This window comes from Azospirillum sp. A23, assembly GCF_042938965.1.
GTDB classification, from domain to species: domain Bacteria; phylum Pseudomonadota; class Alphaproteobacteria; order Azospirillales; family Azospirillaceae; genus Azospirillum; species Azospirillum melinis.
Map to the genome: position 1 here is coordinate 157,051 of NZ_CP170667.1, position 22,687 is coordinate 179,737.

At 66.0% G+C, this 22,687-nt stretch carries 12 protein-coding genes; 7 read left to right on the plus strand and 5 right to left on the minus strand.

What is annotated here, in order from left to right; all coding sequences use genetic code 11:
- The first annotated feature begins 18 nt into the window (after positions 1 to 18).
- Together cmk and rpsA are read left to right on the plus strand one after the other, a co-directional pair.
- Entirely contained in the window at positions 19 to 675 is a 657-nt protein-coding gene (gene cmk / locus ABNQ40_RS18120; RefSeq protein ID WP_174474149.1) for a (d)CMP kinase, read from the plus strand.
- 190 nt (positions 676 to 865) lie between these two features.
- A complete protein-coding gene (rpsA, locus tag ABNQ40_RS18125; protein ID WP_042694362.1) occupies positions 866 to 2,572 on the plus strand; it encodes a 30S ribosomal protein S1 in 1,707 nt (568 codons plus the stop codon).
- A gap of 119 nt (positions 2,573 to 2,691) precedes the next feature.
- Here the strand turns inward: rpsA and ABNQ40_RS18130 are convergent, their stop codons facing one another.
- Entirely contained in the window at positions 2,692 to 3,147 is a 456-nt protein-coding gene (locus tag ABNQ40_RS18130) for a PRC-barrel domain-containing protein (RefSeq protein ID WP_109051901.1), read from the minus strand.
- A 766-nt stretch (positions 3,148 to 3,913) separates the two neighbouring features.
- On the opposite strand from ABNQ40_RS18130, the gene ABNQ40_RS18135 reads away from it, so the two are divergent.
- The 3 genes from ABNQ40_RS18135 (at position 3,914) to ppdK (ending at position 13,208) form a co-directional block, all read left to right on the plus strand.
- Positions 3,914 to 7,654: a vitamin B12-dependent ribonucleotide reductase gene (locus tag ABNQ40_RS18135; protein WP_109051902.1), complete on the plus strand. Its 3,741-nt coding sequence runs from the start codon at positions 3,914 to 3,916 to the stop codon at positions 7,652 to 7,654.
- 256 nt (positions 7,655 to 7,910) lie between these two features.
- Positions 7,911 to 10,163: a bifunctional diguanylate cyclase/phosphodiesterase gene (locus ABNQ40_RS18140; protein ID WP_109051903.1), complete on the plus strand. Its 2,253-nt coding sequence runs from the start codon at positions 7,911 to 7,913 to the stop codon at positions 10,161 to 10,163.
- Positions 10,164 to 10,514: 351 nt separating this feature from the next.
- Positions 10,515 to 13,208, plus strand: a complete 2,694-nt coding sequence (gene ppdK, locus ABNQ40_RS18145) for a pyruvate, phosphate dikinase (RefSeq protein WP_109051904.1) — start codon at positions 10,515 to 10,517, stop codon at positions 13,206 to 13,208.
- On the opposite strand, the gene ABNQ40_RS18150 is transcribed toward ppdK, so the two are convergent.
- Together ABNQ40_RS18150 and ABNQ40_RS18155 are read right to left on the minus strand one after the other, a co-directional pair.
- Positions 13,136 to 13,951, minus strand: coding sequence for an IS3 family transposase (locus ABNQ40_RS18150; RefSeq protein WP_391348479.1), 816 nt, complete (start codon positions 13,949 to 13,951; stop codon positions 13,136 to 13,138). The genes ppdK and ABNQ40_RS18150 overlap by 73 nt on opposite strands.
- Before the next feature lie 41 nt (positions 13,952 to 13,992).
- The gene (locus ABNQ40_RS18155) at positions 13,993 to 14,421 is read right to left on the minus strand and encodes a helix-turn-helix domain-containing protein (RefSeq protein ID WP_109051906.1); all 429 of its coding nucleotides are present in this window, start codon (positions 14,419 to 14,421) and stop codon (positions 13,993 to 13,995) included.
- 403 nt (positions 14,422 to 14,824) lie between these two features.
- Between ABNQ40_RS18155 and ABNQ40_RS18160 the strand changes: the two genes are divergently transcribed.
- Positions 14,825 to 17,656: a pentapeptide repeat-containing protein gene (locus tag ABNQ40_RS18160; protein ID WP_109051907.1), complete on the plus strand. Its 2,832-nt coding sequence runs from the start codon at positions 14,825 to 14,827 to the stop codon at positions 17,654 to 17,656.
- Positions 17,657 to 17,690: 34 nt separating this feature from the next.
- Here ABNQ40_RS18160 and glgA read toward each other — a convergent pair whose 3' ends face one another.
- Both glgA and glgC read right to left on the minus strand, forming a co-directional pair.
- A complete protein-coding gene (gene glgA, locus ABNQ40_RS18165) occupies positions 17,691 to 19,157 on the minus strand; it encodes a glycogen synthase GlgA (protein WP_109051908.1) in 1,467 nt (488 codons plus the stop codon).
- 139 nt (positions 19,158 to 19,296) lie between these two features.
- A complete protein-coding gene (gene glgC / locus ABNQ40_RS18170; RefSeq protein ID WP_109051909.1) occupies positions 19,297 to 20,568 on the minus strand; it encodes a glucose-1-phosphate adenylyltransferase in 1,272 nt (423 codons plus the stop codon).
- Between the two features lie 672 nt (positions 20,569 to 21,240).
- Here glgC and ABNQ40_RS18175 point away from each other — a divergent pair.
- On the plus strand, positions 21,241 to 22,674 hold the full coding sequence (locus ABNQ40_RS18175; protein ID WP_109051910.1) for an ammonium transporter: 1,434 nt from the start codon (positions 21,241 to 21,243) through the stop codon (positions 22,672 to 22,674).
- Positions 22,675 to 22,687: the final 13 nt, after the last annotated feature.

Genomic DNA, 22,687 nt, shown 5'->3' on the forward strand with positions numbered 1-22,687 from the left:
GGCGCTCCGGCCGGGACCGTGGTCGTCGCCATCGACGGCCCGGCCGCCAGCGGCAAGGGTACCCTGTCGCAGCGCATCGCCGATGCCTTCGGCTTCGCCCACCTCGACACCGGCGTGCTGTACCGCGCGGTCGGCGTGTCGGTGCTGCGGGCCGGCGGCGATCCGGCCGACAATGCGGCGGCGGCGCATGCGGCCTATGACCTGCACCCCGAACACCCGATCCTGCGGGAGGTGGCCCTGCGCACCGACGAGGCGGCGCAGGCGGCCAGCAAGGTGGCGGCGGTGCCGGAGGTGCGGGCGGCGCTGCTCGACTTCCAGCGGCGCTTCGCGACCCACCCGCCGGGCGGCGCGCCGGGGGCGGTTCTGGACGGGCGCGACATCGGCACGGTGGTCTGTCCCGATGCCCAGGCCAAACTGTTCATTACCGCTTCGGTGGAGGTCCGGGCCGAACGGCGACTCAAGGAGTTGCAGAGACGGGGGATTCCGGCTATATCCTCCGATGTCCTGGAGGACATGAAGGCTCGTGATGCGCGCGACAGCCAGAGAGCGGTGGCCCCGCTCCGTCCGGCTGCCGACGCTTTTGTGCTTGATACGTCCGCTCTCGATGCCGATCAGGTGTTCTCGATGGCGGTCGCCCACATCGGTTCGAAAACCGGTCTGAAGCCCACGGCGTAACGCCGCCGCTTCCGACTTCCGTTGACGGGCCGCCGGTGGCGGCGCGAACGGGTCCGACTCCCTCCAAGGAAAACCATCAACCAAGTCGCCGGGCGTGGTGCCCGGCGCGGCGGTTCGGTCGAGGTCCCACCCGTTTTGCCGCGGGAGGGACCGGAACGGGGCCGCTTTCGCGCCACCTTTAGGAGTTTCAATGGCACAGTCACTGGCCCGCACGGTCGAAAAGGAAAGCTTCGCGTCTCTGCTTGAAGAGTCGCTGGGCGCGGCCGAGTCGCTCGAAGGTACGGTCGTCAAGGGACGCGTCGTCGCCGTCGAGAACGACATGGTCACCATCGACGTCGGTCTGAAGTCGGAAGGCCGCGTCGCGCTGAAGGAATTCGCCGTTGCCGGCCAGCCGCCCGAGCTGAAGGCGGGCGACACCGTCGAGGTCTACCTCGAGCGGATGGAAGACAAGAACGGCGAGGCGATGCTGAGCCGTGAGAAGGCGAAGCGCGAAGAAGCCTGGGCCCTGCTGGAGAAGTCGTTCAACGACCAGACCCGCGTCACCGGCGTCATCTTCGGCCGCGTCAAGGGTGGCTTCACGGTCGACCTGTCGGGCGCCGTCGCCTTCCTGCCGGGCTCGCAGGTCGACATCCGTCCGGTCCGCGACATCTCCCCGCTGCTGGGCACCCCGCAGCCGTTCCAGATCCTGAAGATGGACCGCTCGCGCGGCAACATCGTCGTGTCGCGCCGCGCCGTGCTCGAAGAGAGCCGTGCGGAGGCCCGTTCGGAGCTGGTGGCCAACCTCAAGGAAGGCCAGATCCTCCAGGGCGTCGTCAAGAACATCACCGACTACGGTGCGTTCGTCGACCTGGGCGGCGTCGATGGCCTGCTGCACGTCACCGACATCGCGTGGCGCCGCATCAACCATCCGTCGGAAGCCTTGCAGATCGGCCAGACCGTCACGGTCCAGGTCATCCGCTTCAACCCGGAAACCCAGCGCATCAGCCTGGGCATGAAGCAGCTCGAAGCCGACCCGTGGGAAGGCGTCGAGGCCAAGTATCCGGTCGGCGCGAAGTTCAAGGGCCGCGTCACCAACATCACCGACTACGGCGCCTTCGTGGAGCTGGAGCCGGGGATCGAGGGCCTGGTCCACGTTTCGGAAATGTCCTGGACCAAGAAGAACGTCCATCCGGGCAAGATCGTGTCGACTTCGCAGGAAGTCGAGGTCATGGTCCTGGACGTCGATCCGCAGAAGCGCCGCATCAGCCTCGGCCTGAAGCAGTGCCTGGACAACCCGTGGGAGACCTTCACCGACAAGTTCGGTCCTGGCACCGAGCTGGAAGGCGAAGTCAAGAACATCACCGAGTTCGGTCTGTTCGTCGGCCTCCCGGGCGACATCGACGGCATGGTCCACATGTCCGATCTCGACTGGAACAAGTCGGGTGAAGAGGCGATCGCCGAGTACAAGAAAGGCGACCGCGTCAAGGTCAAGGTTCTCGACGTCGACGTCGAGAAGGAGCGCATCAGCCTCGGCATCAAGCAGCTGGCCAGCGACCCGTTCGAGTCGGCCACTGCCGGCCTGAAGAAGAACGAAGTCGTGACCTGCACCGTGACGCAGGTGACGGACGGCGGCATCGAAGTGACCGTCGGCGAGGGCTACACCGGCTTCATCCGCAAGTCGGACCTGTCCCGCGACCGTTCGGAACAGCGCCCGGACCGTTTCGCCGTCGGCGAGAAGGTCGATGCCAAGGTCACCCAGATCGACCGCGCTTCCCGCCGCATCTCGCTGTCCATCAAGGCCCGCGAGATGGAGGAAGAGAAGCAGGCGATGGCCGAGTTCGGTTCGTCCGACTCGGGCGCCTCGCTGGGCGACATCCTGGGCGCCGCTCTGAAGCGCAAGCAGCAGAACGACGAGTGATCGCCTGACGCCGTCCTCTCCTGCGTCGCCGCAGGGGAGGGGGCTTAGCGATCTCCCGGAAGGGTAGGAGAAAGGCCGCGTCCCGGTTGGGGCGCGGCCTTTTTCATTGCTCCATTTTGCTAATGCCGCCGTGGCTCCGGGCTTCGGGTCAGCGACGTGATGCTGTCGTCGTAGCGGAATTCGGGCATGTCGCGCACGCTGGCGGCTGTCACCTCGCGCAGATGGATCGCCTCGGTGCCGGTCCGCAGGTCGGCCAGGGTCAGGTCGGCCGCGATGTTCTTGCCGCCGAAGCCCAGAATGCCGCCGGAATGGATGACGATGTATTGGGCCTCGCCCTTGTCGTTGAGGATCACGTCGGTGACGGTGCCGATCTTCGACCCGTCGGCACCGAGGACGCTGCGGTCCATCAGCTGGTCGACGCTGGGGCCGGTCTTGCGTTCCACCGCCGCACCAACAGCCGGAGTCGAACCGTTGATGATGACGCTCTGGGCAGCCGCACCCGGCGGAGTCGCTATGCCGACAAGCAGTGTCAGTGCCGGCAATGCGAACCACATCTTGTGGGTGATTTTCAGCATGGGCGCTTCTCCTCCCCCAAGGATCCATGGGATCGCGCGGGAGCCATCTTGGCTCCACCCGCCTTAACCGGGGACGCTTGAAATAGTTGCGGGGAGGCCGTCCTTACCCCTCTTCCGTGTCGATCCACAGGCCGACCGGCGGCGACTCGGGGGCTCCTCCGGCCCGCTTTTTCGAGTCGCCCCTTGGATTCCGCCAATTTGCCGCGAGTCGAGGCGTAGCGAATCGGTGGTGTGTGCAATGGGGCACAGGCAACAAGATGTTGATTTTCACCGTAACGAAGCACTGGTGATCGGCGGCGTTTTGCGCTCTAATCGGGGCGTGGCGCCGTCCGATCCGGCATCGGCGGTGATTTGAGTGCCTACAGTTTGTGCCTCACGACCGCGATGCGGTCCGCCACCGCCCCCAAAAAAATTGCTTGGCAGGCGGGAACAGGATCCCCAGTGACGGGTTGAACACCACAAGATCAAGGTTTTGAGGGGTTCGTCGATGTCAACCACAATATCTAGCAGAGTGGGGCTTGCCTGCCCCGGTCGCGCTGGCTAGGATGCCGCTCACGTGACCCGGCCGGCCTCCAGCGGCGGCCCCGGTCGGCAGCACAGCGGCGACGGCGGACAGCCGGGCATCGAGCCCCCTGTTTGTACGGCGCCATCTGCGTTGCCGGGCCGGACGGCGGATGAAGACCGCCGGCCGCTTCGACGGGACGGGTCGCACCATATTTCCATTTGAGCGCGCCGCGGCGGGCTCCAAGCAAGGGACAGTCTCATCATGCGGATTGAGCGTCGTTTCACGCACGAAGGCCAGGACGCCTACGCCAGCCTCGGTTTCCGCCAGGCGACCAGCGAGATCCGCAACCCGGATGGGACGATCGTCTTCCAGCAGACCGGCATCGAGGTGCCGGACAACTTCTCGCAGGTCGCCAGCGACATCCTGGCCCAGAAGTATTTTCGCAAGGCCGGCGTCCCCGCAGCGCTCCGCGCCGTGGAGGAGAACACCGTCCCGTCCTGGCTGTGGCGCAAGGAGGCGGACCAGGAGAAGCTGGCCGCCCTGCCGAAGGAAAAGCGTTTCGTCGGGGAGCATTCGGCCAAGCAGGTCTTCGACCGTCTGGCCGGCACCTGGACCTATTGGGGCTGGAAGGGCGGCTATTTCGACACCGAGGCCGACGCGCACACCTTCTTCGACGAGATGCGCTTCATGCTGGCCGCCCAGATGGCGGCCCCGAACAGCCCGCAGTGGTTCAACACCGGCCTGCACTGGGCCTACGGCATCGACGGCCCGAGCCAGGGCCATTTCTACGTCGATTTCAAGACCGGCCTGCTGACTTCGTCCGCCTCGGCCTACGAGCATCCGCAGCCGCACGCCTGCTTCATCCAGTCCGTCGCCGACGATCTGGTGAATGAGGGCGGCATCATGGACCTGTGGGTGCGTGAGGCCCGCCTGTTCAAGTATGGCTCGGGCACCGGCTCCAACTTCTCCAAGCTCCGCGGCGAAGGCGAGAAGCTGGCCGGCGGCGGCAAGTCGTCGGGCCTGATGAGCTTCCTGAAGATCGGTGACCGCGCTGCCGGCGCCATCAAGTCGGGCGGCACCACCCGCCGTGCGGCCAAGATGGTCACGGTGGACATGGACCACCCGGACATCGAAGGCTACATCGACTGGAAGGTGAACGAGGAGCAGAAGGTCGCAGCGCTCGTGACCGGCTCCAAGATCTGCCAGAAGCACCTGACCTCGGTGATGGCCGCCGCCCAGTCGGGCCTCGATCCGAAGGAGAACAAGGAGCTCAAGAAGGCGATCCTCGCCGCCCGCAAGGATCAGGTGTCGGAGAACTACATCCAGCGCGTGATCCAGTTCGCCGGCCAGGGTTTCACCTCGATCGAGTTCAAGACCTACAACACCGACTGGGATTCGGAAGCCTACCTGACGGTTTCCGGCCAGAACTCCAACAACTCCGTGCGCATCTCCAACGAGTTCGTGCAGGCGGTGCTGGACGATGCCGACTGGAACCTGATCGGCCGCACCAACGGTAAGGTGGTGAAGACCGTCCGTGCCCGCGACCTGTGGGACAAGGTCGGCTACGCCGCCTGGGCCTGTGCCGATCCGGGCGTGCAGTTCGACAGCACCATTAACGAGTGGCACACCTGCCCGGCTTCGGGGCGCATCAACGCCTCGAACCCGTGCTCGGAATACATGTTCCTCGACGACACCGCCTGCAATCTGGCGTCGCTGAACCTGATGTCGTTCCGTCTGAAGGACGGTTCCTTCGACGTCGAGGCGTTCGAGCACGCCTGTCGGCTGTGGACCATCGTGCTGGAAATCTCCGTGCTGATGGCGCAGTTCCCGTCGAAGGAAATCGCCCAGCTCTCCTACGAGTTCCGCACGCTGGGCCTCGGCTTCGCCAACCTCGGCGGCCTGCTGATGGCGTCCGGCCTGTCCTACGACTCGGACGAGGGCCGCGCCTACTGCGCCGGCATCTCCGCCGTCATGACCGGCGTCGCCTATGCCACCTCGGCCGAGATGGCGCAGGAACTGGGCACCTTCCCGGGCTTCGAGGCCAACCGCGACCACATGCTGCGGGTCATCCGCAACCATCGCCGCGCCGCCAACGGCGAGATGAACGGCTATGAGGGGCTGGCGGTCGAGCCGGTGCCCTTCGTCGCCGACCTCTGCCCGGACCAGGAACTGGCGCTCGCCGCCGTCCGCGTGTGGGACGAGGCGCTGGAACTGGGCGAGGCCCACGGCTATCGCAATGCCCAAGCCACCGTGGTCGCCCCGACCGGCACCATCGGTCTGGTGATGGACTGCGATACCACCGGCATCGAGCCCGACTTCGCCCTGGTGAAGTTCAAGAAGCTGGCCGGTGGCGGCTACTTCAAGATCGTCAACCGTCTGGTGCCGGAGGCGCTGAAAACGCTCGGCTACACCCCGGACCAGATCGAGCAGATCGCGCTCTACGCCGTCGGCCACGGCACGCTGAAGAACGCCCCGGGCGTGAACCACGAGGCGTTGAAGGCCAAGGGCTTCACCGACGAGCTGCTGGAGCGGCTGGAAGGCAACCTCGCCACCGCCTTCGACATCAAGTTCGTCTTCAACCGCTGGACCATCGGCGCCGACTTCTGCATCCAGACGCTGGGCATCCCGGCCGAGACGCTGGACGCCCCGGGCTTCGACCTGCTGAGCCACATCGGCTTCAGCAAGTCGCAGATCGAGCTGGCCAACACCTTCTGCTGCGGCGCCATGACCTTGGAGGGTGCTCCCTTCCTGAAGGACGAGCATCTGTCGGTGTTCGACTGCGCCAACCCCTGCGGCCGCATCGGCAAGCGCTTCCTGTCCTGGGAATCGCACATCACGATGATGGCGGCGGCGCAGCCCTTCATCTCCGGCGCCATCTCCAAGACCATCAACATGCCGAACACGGCGACGGTCGACGAGTGCAAGGACGCCTACCTGATGTCCTGGCGCCTGGGCCTGAAGGCGAACGCGCTCTACCGCGACGGCTCCAAGCTGAGCCAGCCGCTGCAGGCCGCCCTGCTCGACGACGAGGAGGATGGCGAGGCGGTCGAGGCGGTGATCGAGGCGCCGGCCGCCGTTCGCGCCCAGATGATCACCGAGCGCATCGTCGAGAAGGTGATCGAGCGGGTGGTCGAGCGGAAGAGCAGCTCGCGCGAGCGTCTGCCGCACCGCCGCAAGGGTTACACCCAGAAGGCCAATGTCGGCGGCCACAAGGTGTATCTGCGCACCGGCGAGTATGAGGACGGCCGCCTGGGCGAGATCTTCATCGACATGCACAAGGAAGGTGCCGCCTTCCGCTCGCTGATGAACAACTTCGCCATCGCGGTGTCGATCGGCCTGCAGTATGGCGTGCCGCTCGAGGAGTTCGTGGAGGCATTCACCTTCACGCGCTTCGAGCCGTCGGGCATGGTGACCGGCAACGACACCATCAAGATGGCGACGTCGATCATCGACTACATCTTCCGCGAGATCGCCATCTCCTACCTGAACCGCACCGATCTGGCGCACGCCACGCCGGAGGATCTGGTGCCGTCGACGGTCGGCAGCGGCGACAAGCAGGGTGACCTGCCGGATACCCAGGTGCAGCCGTCCGACATCGTCCGCCGCATCGCGTCGACCGGCTATGTCCGCAACAACCTGCGCGTCCTGCATGGCGGCCAGACCCAGCGCGCCAGCGCCGCGGCGGCCTTCGCCGCCACCGGCACCGACACGGCGGCCGTGAGCGTCACCGCGTCGGCGGGTACGCAGGTTTCCGCCCAGGCGGCCATGTCGGCCAGCCCGGCGGTCGCCGCCGCCACTGCACAGGGCCATGTCGCCGCCACCGCGGCCACCGGTACGGCCTATGGCGGCAGCACCAGCGACCAGCGCTTCGACCGCATCCGCGAGGCCCGCGCCCGCGGCTATGAGGGCGATCCCTGCGGCGAGTGCGGCAACATGACCCTGGTCCGCAACGGCACCTGCCTGAAGTGCGACAGCTGCGGGTCGACCACCGGCTGCAGCTGATCCTGAGGACGGCGCTCCCGCCGGGGGCGCCATCTGAAGGCCAATGACGATAGGGAGGGAGTGGGAAACCACTTCCTCCCTTTTTGTTCTGCACGAACGGTTTCAGCGATGGTGGATTAGAACCGTTCTCGTGTGGCTGCAACAGGTTGGCCGAAGTGTGACGAGCCTTGACCGTGCCGCGTGTGTTCATGTTAGCTGACTCTCCCGGGGGCGCCGACGCGGCGTTCCCGAAGCATGTCCGGAGGGATCAGGGGTCATGGATTCGGCCGCGACCGCGCTGGACGACCGTCTGCCGTCCGATCGCCTGTTGCGGGCAACCGCCGCGCAATGGAACGCTGCCTTGGTCTGGACATCGGCCGACGGCGCCATCGTCGGTGCCAACCCCGGCTTTGCCCGGCTGGCCGGCCTCCCTTTGGAGACGCTGGTCGGGCGCTCGTTGCCCAGCCTGCTCGATCTCGGCGGACGTGACTGGCAAGCGGTGTGGGACGGTGCGCGGGGGGATCATCCGCCGCCCGGTGCCGGCGCCTTGCGGATCCTGCGCCATGATCCGGTCCCGGTCGATCTGTTTTGGCAGCATCTGACCGACGGGGGCGATGAGCTGCTTCTGTGCGAGATGCGCAACTTCGACGAGCGTGAGCGGGCCGAGGCGGTGGCCCGCCTGCAGCAGAATGTTTTGGAACTGGTGGCGACCGGCCGGTCGCTGAAGCAGGTCCTGGATTTCCTCTGTCGGCAGGTTGAGGCCTGTGCGCCGGAGGTCGCCTGTTCGGTGATGCTGCGGGACGACGAGAACCGCATGCGGGTCGCCGCCGCCCCATCGCTGCCCGCCGGCTACACTGCCAACATCGACGGGCTTTCCATCGAGCCGGACGTCGGCTGCTGCGGCAGCGCGATGAGCGCGGGCGAGGCGGTGATGTCCATCGATATCGCCGGTGATCCGCGCTGGGCCAAGCGTCGCGACCTCGCGCTGGCCCATGGGTTGGCCGCCTGCTGGTCCAACCCGATCAAGGGGCGGGACGCCCGCATGCTGGGCAGCTTCGCGCTCTATTACCACCATCCGCGCCCCGTTGCCGCTTTTCACCGCCGGCTGGTGGAAGCCTGCGTGCATCTATGCGCGCTCGCCATCGAACATGACCGGGCGCGGGCGGAGATCAACCGGCTGGCCTACTTCGACACGCTGACCGGGCTGCCCAACCGTCAGCTTCTGGCCGACCGCGCCACCGCGGCGCTGGCGCTGGCCGGGCGCACCCGGCAGCCGGTGACGCTGATGTTCCTGGACATCGACCGCTTCAAGACCATCAACGACTCGCTGGGGCATGCAGTCGGCGACCGGCTGCTGGTGGAGGTGGCGACCCGGCTGAAGCAGCTGTTCATCGAGGGCGACACGCTGGCTCGGCTGGGCGGCGACGAGTTCGTGGCGTTGCTGCCGGGCTGTGACGCGGCGCATGCCTCGCTGCTGGCCGAGCGGGTGCTCACCGCCCTGGCGGTGCCGGTGACGGTGGCCGATCTGACGCTGACCCCGACCGCCAGCATCGGCATCGCCGTGCATCCCGACGACGGCATGGATTTCGATACGCTGCTGCGCCAGGCCGACGCGGCGATGTACCGGGCCAAGCAGGCGGGCCGCAACCGCTGCCACTTTTTCCGCCGCGACATGAACGAACAGGCGGTGCGCCGGCTGGAGATGGAGGCGGCGCTGCGCGAGGCGCTGGACCGGCAGGAGGCGGGCTGTCCGGAGGACGAGGCACCGTTCGAGCTGTATTACCAGCCCCAGTTGCGGTTGAAGCCGAACTGCCTGCACCGGGTGGAGGCGCTGATCCGCTGGACCCACCCGCGCTGGGGAGCGGTGTCGCCGGTGGAGTTCGTGCCGCTGGCCGAGGAGTGCGGGCTGATCGACCGGCTGGACAGCTGGGTGTTGCAGACGTCGGTGGCGCAGCTCGGCCGCTGGCGCGCGGCGGGGGTGCCGGTGCCCGGGCTGGCGGTGAACGTCTCCGCCGTCCGCTTCGCCCGCGGCGACCTGCCGGATCAGGTCCGCGCCGCGCTGGCCACCAACGGCATCCCGGCCAACGATCTGACGTTGGAGATCACCGAACGGCTGATGATGACGGAGGAGATCGGCGTCCATGACGCGCTGGATGCCTTGCACGCGCTGGGCGTCACCCTCTCCATCGACGATTTCGGCACCGGCTATTCATCCTTGAGCTATCTGAAGCGCTTCCCGGTCGGCGAACTGAAGATCGACCGCAGCTTCGTCAAGGAGCTGGACATCGACGCCGCCAACCGCCCCCTGGTCCGCGCCATCATCCAGATCGGCGAGGCGCTGGGCCTGACCGTCGTCGCGGAGGGGGTGGAGCGTGAGGCCCAGCACCGCATGCTGGAGGCGGAAGGCTGCGCCATCGGCCAGGGTTATCTTTTCGCCCGGCCGATGCCGTCGGCGGCGCTCGTGAACTGGCTGGCGGGGGAGGGTAAGCACTGGGTCGAATGTCCGGCCGCCGCCTGCTTCAGCATCTGAAACATTTGCAGGGGAAATGGTCCCGTTTTTCTTTGGATTTACGGGGTACTTCGGGCGCAATTCACCGTTCGAATCGGTATTATGCGGATCCGCCGGAGTAATGGGGATGCGGGCAATACGATATAGCCGCAACGCTCCTTTGCCGGTGAAGCGCAGGTCATCCTGTTCTAGACCACGCGACTGTCTTGTGTCCCAACGTTTGGGGCGATAGAAGGTCCACTCAGCGGCATGTGCGGTCAAGCAAACTGACCACGGGGTTTCGCCCGGCGGATTTCCGCAGGGTGGAACGGTCGTTGGAGACAAGGGGAGCACCCACATGCCGGACGACCATGGGGCGAGAGGAAATCCGCAATGGCGAGCCAGGGTGAATCCAAGTGGGTCTACAGCTTCGGGGCCGGTGCCACCGAAGGACGGGCCGAGATGAAGAACCTGCTGGGCGGCAAGGGCGCCAATCTGGCCGAAATGGCCAATCTTGGCCTGCCCGTTCCGCCGGGCTTCACGATCACCACCGAGCTGTGCACCTATTTCTACGCCAACGGACGCTCCTATCCGCCGGAGCTGACGGCGCAGGTGAACGCCGCCATCACGCGGCTGGAAACGGCGATGGACGCCAAGTTCGGCGATCAGGCCAACCCGCTGCTGGTGTCGGTCCGGTCCGGCGCCCGCGCGTCGATGCCGGGCATGATGGACACCGTCCTCAACCTGGGCCTGAACGACGCGACCGCCGCCGGCCTCGCCAAGCGGTCGGGCGACGGCCGCTTCGCCTACGACAGCTACCGCCGCTTCATCCAGATGTACTCCAACGTCGTGCTCGACGTTGAGCATCACCATTTCGAGGACATCCTCGACAACCACAAGCGCGACAAGTCCTACAACCTCGACACCGACCTGTCGGCCGAGGATTGGCAGGCGGTGATCGAGGACTACAAGAAGGCGGTCGAGCGCGAGCTGGGCCGGCCCTTCCCGCAGGACGTGCAGGAGCAGCTGTGGGGCGCCATCGGTGCCGTCTTCGATTCGTGGATGAACGCCCGCGCCATCACCTACCGCAAGCTGCACGACATCCCGGCCGCCTGGGGCACCGCGGTCAACGTGCAGTGCATGGTCTTCGGCAACATGGGCAACGACTGCGCCACCGGCGTGGCCTTCACCCGCAACCCGTCGACCGGCGAGAACGCCTTCTACGGCGAGTATCTGGTCAATGCCCAGGGTGAGGACGTCGTCGCCGGCATCCGCACGCCGCAGCACCTGACCGTCGCCGGCAAGATCGCCAACAAGTCCGACCTCCCCGCCATGGAAGAGGTGATGCCGGAGGTGTTCAACCAGCTGAACGAGGTCCGCCTCAAGCTGGAAAAGCACTACCGCGACATGCAGGACATCGAGTTCACGGTCCAGCAGAACAAGCTGTTCATGCTGCAGACCCGCAACGGCAAGCGCACCGCTCCGGCGGCGCTGAAGATCGCGGTGGATCTGGCGAACGAGGGCGTCATCGACCAGAACGAGGCGGTCCGCCGCATCGATCCGGCCTCGCTCGACCAGCTGCTGCACCCGACGCTGGACCCCAAGGCCGACCGCAAGATCATCGCCAAGGGCCTGCCGGCTTCCCCCGGTGCGGCCTCGGGCAAGGTGGTCTTCACCGCCGACGAGGCCGAGCAGATGGCCGGCAAGGGCGAGTCGGTGATCCTCTGCCGCATCGAGACCTCGCCTGAGGACATCCACGGCATGCACGCCGCCCGCGGCATCCTGACCAGCCGCGGCGGCATGACCAGCCACGCGGCGGTGGTTGCCCGCGGCATGGGCCGTGCCTGCGTGTCGGGCGCCGGCGACCTGCGCATCGACTACAAGACCAGGCAGATGTCGGTCCGCGGCGTCGCCGTGAAGGAAGGCGACATCCTGACCATCGACGGCTCCACCGGCGAGGTGATGCTGGGCGAGGTGCCGACGATCCAGCCGGAGCTGTCGGGCGACTTCGCCACCCTGATGGGCTGGGCCGACAAGATCCGCCGGATGAAGGTCCGCGCCAACGCCGAGACCCCGCTGGACGCCCGCACCGCGCGGAAGTTCGGCGCCGAGGGCATCGGCCTGTCGCGCACCGAGCACATGTTCTTCGACCCGGAGCGCATCCTGGCCGTCCGCGAGATGATCCTGGCGGAGGACGAGGCCGGCCGCCGCAAGGCGCTTGCCAAGCTGGAGCCCTTCCAGAAGAAGGACTTCGTCGAGCTGTTCACGATCATGGCCGGCCTGCCGGTGACGATCCGCCTGCTCGACCCGCCGCTGCACGAGTTCCTGCCGAACACCGAAGAGGACATGGCGGAGGTCGCGGCGGCCACCGGCACCGATCCGCTGCGGGTGCGCCACCGCACCATCCAGCTGCATGAAGCGAACCCGATGCTGGGCCATCGCGGCTGCCGTCTGGGCATCTCGTACCCCGAGATCTACGAGATGCAGGCCCGCGCCATCTTCGCCGCTGCCGCCGAGGTCGCCAAGACCACCGGAGAGGCCGTCATTCCCGAAGTGATGATCCCGCTGATCATCACCCGCAAGGAGTTCGACATCCTCAAGGCGGTGATCGACCGCGCCGCCGAGCAGGTGAAGGCCGAGACCGGCGTGACGGTGGAGTATCTGACCGGCACGATGATCGAGATCCCGCGTGCGGCCCTGAAGGCCGGCGAGATCGCCGAGTCGGCCGAGTTCTTCAGCTACGGCACCAACGACCTGACCCAGACCACGCTGGGCCTGTCGCGCGACGACGCCGGCAGCTTCCTGCCGGAGTACCAGCGCCAGGGCATCCTGGAGCAGGACCCGTTCCAGTCGCTGGACGTCACCGGCGTCGGCGAACTGGTGGAGATCGCCACCGAGCGTGGCCGCAAGGTCCGTCCGGACATCAAGCTCGGCATCTGCGGCGAGCATGGCGGCGACCCGGCCTCGATCTCCTTCTGCGAGAAGGTCGGGCTGACCTATGTCTCCTGCTCGCCCTACCGCGTGCCGATCGCCCGTCTGGCGGCGGCGCAGGCGGCGCTGAACAGCGACACGGTCAAGCGCGACTGAGCCGAACCGGGTAGCTGAAACGACGACGGCCCTCTTCCCGCAAGGGAAGGGGGCCGTTTCGTTTTGGGGGCGATGTCAGCGTAGGCTCGACCGTCGACCTCTTCGGTCTTGAGTGTCTTCATGAAGCTCTCCGCCATGGCATTGTCGTAAGGGCAGCCGACCCGGCTCATGCTTGGCTGGACGCCATGAGCCTCCAGACGCCCGATGTAGGCCCGGCACGCATACTGGACGCCTCGGTCGGAGTGGTGAACCATCGGTCCCGCTCCGCGCGCGGCCAAGGCGCCGTCGAGCGCCTCCAGTGTCAGCTCCGCACGCAGATGATCGGCCAGTGCCCAGCCGATCACCCGGCGCGACCAGGCGTCCAGGATAACCGCCAGATAGGCGAACTCCCTACCCAGCCGGACATAGGTGATGTCGGCAACCCACAGCTGGTTCGGCCCGCTCAGCGTCAAGCGGCGTGCCACGTTGGGCCAGACCGGAAAGTCATGCCGGCTGTCCGTCGTCGCCGGGACGAACGCTGCCCGCCGCAGACACAGCAGGGTGTCCTCCCGCATCAGCCGCAGCACCCGCTTGTGGTTCGCCAGCCGCCCCTCCCGACGCAACAGCGCCGTGATCCGCCGGTAACCGTAATGCCGATGCGCCAGGGCCAACCGCTGGATGGCGTCGCGCAGGTCGGTCTCCTCCGCTGCCGGCGAGCGCCCCTGCCAATGCCGGTAAAAGCCGGCCCGGCTCACGCCGGCCAACCGGCACATCCCTTCCACCGAAACTCTGCCTTGCCGCTGCGTCATCGCCTGGATGGCGGCGTAGACGCCGTCTCGCCAGCCGCGCTCTTCGGCCGGCGTGACGCCTCGATACGCTGCAAGGCTTCGCTGAAAAAATCCAACTCAAGCTGCTGGCGCGCAACCGTTCGCTCAAGCTCCGATACCCAGGCCCGCACATCAGGCGCAAGCTGATCCAATGCTGCCACCGCAGGCGCGCTCGGCGCCGGACCCGTCGACGGGCCTCCCTCTGCAGATCGAGACCGCCGATAGCCGCGTCGGCGGCCAGGACGACGCTCCAATCCAGCCTCACCCTCACGACCAAAAGCATCGCGCCAGCGGTAAATCTGCGCACGGAATACGCCAGATTCCCGTTCAAGATCCGTTATCCGCTCGCCAGCTTCAAGCCGACGAACCAGCGAAACCTTGAACTTCAAACTTCGCTTCTCTCCCATCGGTCCTCTCCTGCAGAGAACCGGAACACTTTAACCCTGTCTCAGTTTCAGGGGGCACTCCAGGGTGTGTTCAGTGTTCACTCCTGCTGTGGACGGAGTCCTGGCAGATGATGCTTGGGATTATAAGCCGGGCGTCGCGAAATGCCCATCTTGATCTCCTAAGGGTAGAAAGGTGAGAGTAAAGGACACGGAAAAAGGCTGAAGGTCCGGCGATGCCTGTTCTTTTCCTCCACCATTCGGATACCGTCGTCCATGAGGAGGCGAACGGGGGCCGCACGGCGCCACGGTCCTTGACCGTGTGGCGCCCAAACGCGCTGCGACCTCTGGAGCGAGAATAGACCGCTCCCCACGGCTGACACCGGAAGGCAGCGAAAAGCAATATCGGGAAAATTGGGAGCAAACCATGGTTGCGGTTGAGCGGGCCAGCCTTGTGCGGGCGTTCGGCAAGGTGGCGGTCGATCTGGCCGATCTGAAATTCGCCAGCGCGATCAAGGGGGTGATCGACGCCACCGGTGCTTTCAAGGCCGATCCGAAAATCCAGCCCACGGCGGAGGAGGGGGCGAAGCTGCTGCTTCAGCGCGCCGCCTATGCCGCCGCCATCCGCATCATCCAGGCGGAGGCGCGCAACGCCCCGGTGATGGCGGCCGAGGCTGATTCGCAGGAGATCGAGGCGGCGATCCTGGGCGCCACCGCCGAAACATCCTTAGACCTGACCGAAATCGCCTTCACCGATCCGGAGCGCTGGCCGGGTCTGGTGGCGTTGCTGACCCGGTTCGACTGGTTCATGCGGGTCTGTGCGGTGCCCGACGACAAGCGGCCGCCGATCCGCCGCGCCTTCGCCGACGCGCTGCCGCTGGCGCTGGCCGGGGAGTGGCGGAACGCGGAGCGGGAAAAGGAGTATCAGGCGCTGCGGGCGGCGCTGGAGCCGACGCCGTTCGACCCGGCGGCGCAGCGGTCGTTGCAGTGGAACGCCTACCGTGACCGCTTGGTCAAGGCGATGGATGCGCCGTTGCGGGCGCTGAACCCGGAGAAGATCCGCTGTTCCCTGAACGATCTCTACGTTCCCTTGCGGGCAGCGGTTGGCGATCCGGAAGCGCCGGAAAGAACAAACGGAGAGCCGCGCAAACGGACTCTCGTCTGGTTGGACGACACGCTGTACGTCTGGGCGACCCGAACGAACCATGCTCCAGCAGACAGGATTCGTGTGCTGTCCGGCGAAGCCGGCGCTGGCAAGTCGAGTGCCTGTATGAGGCTCGCTGCCCTGCTGGCGGCAGAAAAGCGGCGGGTGCTGCTGGTTTCGCTCACCCGGCTTAACATCGCCAAAGGCTCGCTTGAGGAGTTGGCGCGTTATCTAGCCAGCGACCTAGGACACGATCCCTTCAATCCTCTACCGACTGGCGAGCCGCTGGTACTGATTCTGGACGGACTGGACGAATTGGCCAAGTCGGGCCAAGGGGCGACAGTACTATTGAACGGGTTCATCGCCGATTTGGGACAGCGATTGTCGGAGTGGAACCGTGAAAGCACTCGTGTGCTGCTGTTGCTTGCCGGCCGGCCGGGCGCCACGGGTGCTGCGGTCGCCACCGGGGCCATTGGTCGCGACGATGACGCCCGTCTGCATGTGCTGCGCTATAATATTGCTGATGATGACTGTTACGGTTACGAACCGCAGAACTTGGCAAATCTCGACCAGCGGTCGGATTGGTGGCACTCCTTCGATCCAGTGGGTGGAATGCCTGAGCCGCTGAAGCGCGATGACCCGCATATTGATTCGCTGACTGAGCAACCGCTGTTAAATTGGCTGCTGGCACAAATCCTGACTGAGGAAGGACCAGAACGGGCAGCTACGATCAGCGGAGTGCACGACCTTTACACCCGTCTGTTTGGGCATGTCCTCGACCGTATTCATCGGCGGCATCCAGGGGATGGGAGCACGGAGGCTATTGATCCTGTCCGTGCTCGGTTGGAGCAGATGCTGGAGGAGGTCGCGGTGGCGGCATGGCATGCTGGCACCGACCGCGCTGTACCGTTGAGTGCAGTGGAAAGACGGCTTGAGGAGAATAAGCTGTCCAAGGAACTGAGACGTCTTTCCGATAACACTGATGCTGCCTTAACCACACTACTCGACAGTTTTTTCTGTCGTGCTCATCAAGGGATGGAGTATCGACTGGTCGAATTCACTCATAAAAGCTTCGGTCAGTTCCTGACAGCTCGCCGGGTGGTTCGGCTAATGCCGAGCATGCCGGACACCCAAGACGTGGACCGTTACATGACCGAAGCAGCGTTAAGGAAATGGCTGGAATTGTGCGGTCCAGCGGTCATGGACTGGGCAACCTATGGCTTTCTGTCCGCGCAAGTGGCTGCTGAAGCTGATCGCAGTCCTCTGGAGGTCACCCGATGGCGGAACGCCCTGTCCAGCCTCTTGGTAGAGTGCCTAGAAACAGGCATGCCCATGCCAGACGGAGTAAAGCGCTCCCGAGACAGCGAGCGGCTGGTTCGCAATGCAGAGATAGCTATGCTTTGCGCAGTTGCGTCAGCTTTCAGTGTTTCGGTTGAGAAATCCGATCCCATTTTTATCAATCCTACAATTCTGGCAGCAACCTTGCATCGCCTCTCTGGGCCTATGATGGAATGGTCCGTTGCTCGGGATACACTTCACATCTTTGACCTTAGCGGCACAGACTTAATGGGCCTCAACCTGACACGTGCCAACCTGATAGGGGCGAAGCTAAGAGGTGCCAACCTGACGCGCGCCGACCTGATGGGCGCCAAACTGACGGGTGCCGATCTGAGAGATACCGACCTGACGCACGTTGATCTGACGCACGCCGACCTGAGGGACGCTACTCTAATGCGCGCCGACTTGACGTCCGCTGCTCTGACGCGCGCCGACCTAATGGGTGCAGGTCTGAATCGTGTCACTCTGGTGGATGCCGATCTAATCCGTGCCAATTTGACAAACGCTGATCTGGCGGGTGCTGATCTAAGGGACGCTGACTTGACGGGTGCCGACCTTAGGAACACCGACTTGACGGGTGCTGACTTGAGGGGCACGATCCTGATGCGCGCCGACCTGACTTACGCGACCCTGACACGCGCTAATCTGACAGGCGCCGATCTGAGGCGTGCTGACTTAACAGGCGCTAATCTAACAGGTGCTGACCTAACAGGCGCCAATCTCGAACCGGGACAACTTACACCAGATCAGCTTAACGCCTGCTTTCGAATTGCATGAACGGAAGCAGACGTTAAGCAAGAGGCTTGTTTCGCTACTTCACCAACCCCCGATAAAGCTCCATGTACTCCTCCGCCGGCCCGTGCCAGCCGAAGTCCCGCGTCATGGCGCGGCGCTGCATCGCCTGCCAGCGGTCGGGCTTGCGGTAGACGCTCATCGCCCGGCGCAGCGCCCACACCAGTTCCTGGCCGGTCGCGTTGACGAACTGGAACCCCGTCGCGCTGCCGTCGGCGCTGGCGGCCGGGTTGGCGTCGATCACCGTGTCGGCGAGGCCGCCGGTGCGGCGGACCAGCGGCAGCGTGCCGTATTTCAGGGCATAGAGCTGGGTCAGGCCGCAGGGTTCCGACCGGGACGGCACCAGGAACAGGTCGGATCCGGCCTGGATGCGGTGGGACAGCGGCTCGTCATAGCCGATGCGGACGCCGATGGATTGCGGATGCCATTGGGCAAGCTGGCGGAAGCCGGCCTCGCTGGAGGCGTCGCCGCTGCCCAGAACCACCAGCTGGCCGCCCCAGGACACCCATTGGCCGGCGGCCTCCAGAACCAGATCGAGGCCCTTGTGCCAGGTCAGGCGGCTGACCACGGCGGCCAAGGGCGCGTCGGGGCGGCGGTCCAGGCCGAAGGCGGATTGCAGATCGGCCTTGCAGGCGTCCTTTCCGCCCAGATCGTCGGGGGTGTAGCGGGCGGGCAGATGCGGGTCGGTCGCCGGATCCCACACCGCGTAATCGACGCCGTTCAGGATGCCGGTCAGCACGTCGGAGCGGGTGGCGAGCAGACCCTGCAGGCCGGTGCCGTGCTCGGCCGTCTGGATCTCGTTGGCGTAGGTCGGGCTGACCGTGGTCAGGCGGTCGGCATAGAAGCAACCGGCCTTCAGGAAGCTGATGTTGCCGTAATACTCGACCCCATCGACGCGGAAGCTGGAGGAGGGCAGGCCGAGGTCGCCCATCATCCAGGGGCCGAACAGGCCCTGATAGGCGATGTTGTGGATGGTCAGCACCGTGCCCGGCCGGAAGGGGCCGGCGAAACGGTCGGGGCGCAGGGTCAGATAGGCGGGGATCAGCGCCGCCTGCCAGTCATGGCCGTGCAGGATGTCGGGTCGCCACCAGGGATCGTAGGAGGTCTCCGCCGCGAAGCCGGCGGCGACCCAGGCGAGGGCTGCGAAGCGCAGGGCGTTGTCGGCCCAGTCCTTGCCGTCCGGCCCGAGATAGGGGTTGCCGGGACGGTCGTACAGCGACGGCGCCTTCAGCGCATAGGCGAGAACCCCGTCGGCGGTGCGGCCGATGCACAGCTGGGCGCGGTCGCAGCCGGGCAGGTCGGTGATCAGGTCGCCGACCTCATGCAGGTTCTGCAAACTGTTCAGGACGGCGGGATAGCCCGGCAGCAGCAGGCGGACATCGGCGCCGGCGGCGTTCAGGGCCGGCGGCAGGGCGGCGGACACGTCGGCCAGCCCCCCCGTCTTGACCATCGGGTAGCATTCGGACGTGACGTAGAGGACGCGCATCGGGAAGGCACTCGGCGATAGGCGGGAGGGGTGAAAGGCGGGAGGGTGTGGACATGGTATAGCGCCGATGCGGGTCCGGTGGGGAGCCGGACCGCATCGGCGCAGGCCATGGTGCGGGGGAGGGCGGCGAAATGCCGCCTTACTCCTTCGGCAGCTTCTCGATCATCTCGCGGGTGATCAGGACGACGCCGCCCTCGCTGCGGTGGAAGCGCCTGGCGTCCAGCTCCGCGTCCTCGCCGACGACGAGGCCGTTGGGGATGCTGACGCCGCGGTCGATCACCACCTTCTTCAGGCGGCAATGGCGGCCGATGTCGCACTCCGGCAGGACCACCGCCTCGTGCAGCTCGCTGTAGGAGTTGACGCGGACCGAGCTGAACAGCAGCGAGCGGCGCACGGTCGAGCCGGAGATGATGCAGCCGCCCGACACCAGGCTGTCGATCGCCGTGCCGCGGCGGTTCTCGTCGTCGAAGACGAACTTGGCGGGGGGAAGCTGCTCCTGATAGGTGAAGATCGGCCAGTCGCGGTTGTACATGTTCAACTGCGGCGTGACGTGGCAGAGGTCGAGGTTGGCTTCCCAATAGGCGTCGATGGTGCCGACGTCGCGCCAGTAGGGGGCGTCGTCCGGCGCGTCGATGATGGCGCTGTCGGCATAATCGTGGGCGATGATGCGGGCGCCGGTCTTCACCAGATGCGGGATGATGTCCTTGCCGAAATCGCGGCTGGAGCCGGGGGTGGCGACGTCGCGCTCCAGCTGGTCGTAGAGGAACTGGGCGTTGAAGACGTAGATGCCCATGCTGGCCAGCGCCATGTCGGGGCGGCCGGGCATCGGCGGCGGGTCGGCCGGCTTCTCGACGAAGTCGATGATGCGGCGCTCCTCGTCGATGTGCATCACGCCGAAGCCGCTCGCTTGTTCGCGCGGGACCGCGATGCAGGGGACGGTGACGTCGGCCTTGCGGTCGATGTGGTCGAGCAGCAGCGCGCCGTAATCCATCTTGTAGATGTGGTCGCCGGCCAGGATCAGGACATATTCCGGCTCGTGGTCGCGCAGGATGTCGAGGTTCTGGTACACGGCGTCGGCGGTGCCCTGGTACCACTCGGTCTCGCTGACGCGCTGCTGGGCCGGCAGCAGGTCGCAGAACTCGTTCATCTCGCCGCGGAAGACGTTCCAGCCGCGCTGGAGATGGCGCAGAAGGCTGTGAGACTTGTACTGCGTCAGCACGCCGATGCGGCGGAAGCCGGAGTTGACGCAGTTGGACAGCGCGAAGTCGATGATGCGGTACTTGCCGCCGAAATATGTCGCCGGCTTGGCCCGCCGGTCGGTCAGCTGCTTCAGACGGCTTCCGCGTCCCCCGGCCAGCACCAGCGCCACCGCACGTCGCGGTGCGAGGCGCAGATCCCGTTTGTCGAGCATGGCCGTTACCCCCTTTGCCTTATTCTTGCGGCCGCTCGGCTGCGGCCATTCCATATGGAGGCGTTGACGGTGCCACATCTCGCCGCCATGTCCAATAGGCGCGGCGGAAGGGTCGCATCGGCTTACCCGCCGCACCGGCTCTCCCCAGTCTTAGGAGGAAAGGGGGGCGTATGCACCACCCCGCCGAACGGACTGGATGGAAGAGATAGATTGCCAGCCCGGCGTCGCTGCGATGCCGCCGCAATGAGCGCCTTGCAGGCCATGCCGTGCCTAAATTTTCATCATCTGCCGGAATGACAGCCAGAGTGCGGGGTGGAAGCCGACCGATATCGGGCTGCCGGCCCTGCCGTCCGGTCGAAAGCCCGGAATTTGCGGCGAAATGTCGGTTCCGAGATCTGCCCATTTCCTGTGCAAACACCGGGTGCGACTCGTAGGAGGGTGCCCGTTCGGGGGTCCCGGCCTGGGACAACCCTGACGATTCCAAGCCGTTTTCGACTGGCACGCTTCTTGTAACGCTGGAGGCGTCCTTGGTCCCGTCCGCCGCCCCGTCTTTGCCGGGGACGGGGCGACCGGGACGGGGTCGCCCCAGTGCGGTGCCCTGTGCGCGGAACACCTCCGGTGCCGCGCCGGCCGTCCGGGGGTGGGAGCGATTTTGGAGAAAGAGGAGCCTCGATGAACCGTCTGTTCCTTATGGCCGCACCGATGATGGCGGTTGCTCTGGGCGCGGTCGGCATGCCGGCCGCAGCCCTTGCCCAGGATCCGGCGGCTGCCGCCGCTGCCGCGGCTGCGGCTGCCGCCGCTGCTGCCGCACCGGCGGCTCCGGCGCTGAATGGCGGCGACACCGCCTGGATGCTCATCTCCACCGCGCTGGTGCTGATGATGACCATCCCCGGCCTGGCGCTGTTCTACGGCGGCATGGTCCGCAAGATGAACGTGCTGTCGACGGTGATGCAGAGCTTCGCCATCACCTGCCTGATCAGCGTCCTGTGGTACGTCATCGGCTACAGCCTGGCCTTCACCGGCACCGGTGCCTATGTCGGCGGTCTCGACCGGCTGTTCCTCAACGGGCTCGACTTCACGAAGGCCTTCGTGCTGGGCGAGGCGACGGGGTCGGGCGTCCCGACGACCATCCCCGAGCCGGTCTTCATGATGTTCCAGATGACCTTCGCGATCATCACCCCGGCCCTGATCACCGGCGCCTTCGCCGACCGCATGAAGTTCTCCTCCCTGCTGGTCTTCACCGCCCTGTGGTCGATCGTGGTCTATGCGCCGATCGCCCACTGGGTCTGGTACCCGTCGGGCTTCCTGTTCGGCCTGGGCGTGCTGGACTTCGCCGGCGGCACCGTCGTGCACATCAACGCTGGCGTCGCCGGCCTGGTCGCCGCGCTGGTGATCGGCAAGCGCAAGGGCTATCCGAAGGAAGCCTTCATGCCGCACAACCTGGTGCTGTCGCTGATCGGCGCCTCGCTGCTGTGGGTCGGCTGGTTCGGCTTCAACGCCGGTTCGGCCCTGACCGCCGGTCCGCGCGCCGGCATGGCGCTGGCCGCCACGCACATCGCCACCGCCGGTGCCGCCATGGGCTGGCTGTTCGCGGAGTGGATCGTCAAGGGCAAGCCGTCGATCCTCGGCATCATCTCCGGCGCCGTCGCCGGCCTGGTCGCGGTGACCCCGGCCGCCGGCTTCGTCGACCCGACGGGCGCCATCGTCATCGGCATCGTCGCCGGCGTGGTCTGCTTCTGGTCGGCCACCAGCCTCAAGCACATGCTGGGCTATGACGACAGCCTGGACGCCTTCGGCGTGCACGGCGTCGGCGGCCTGATCGGCGCCATCCTGACCGGCGTGTTCGCCAAGATGTCGGTGTCCAACAGCGAAGGCGGCTTCGCCGCGGTCCTCCAGGCCGACCCGAAGGCCACGCTGGGCCTGCTGGAAGGCAACGCCGCCGCCGTCTGGATCCAGGTCCAGGGCGTCCTCTACACCATGGTCTGGTGCGCCGTCGCCACCTTCGTCCTGCTGAAGGTCGTCGATGTGGTCATGGGCCTGCGCGTCGAGGAAGATGTGGAGCGCGACGGTCTCGACCTCGCCCTGCATGGCGAGAGCATCCACTAAGAACATCCCTTTC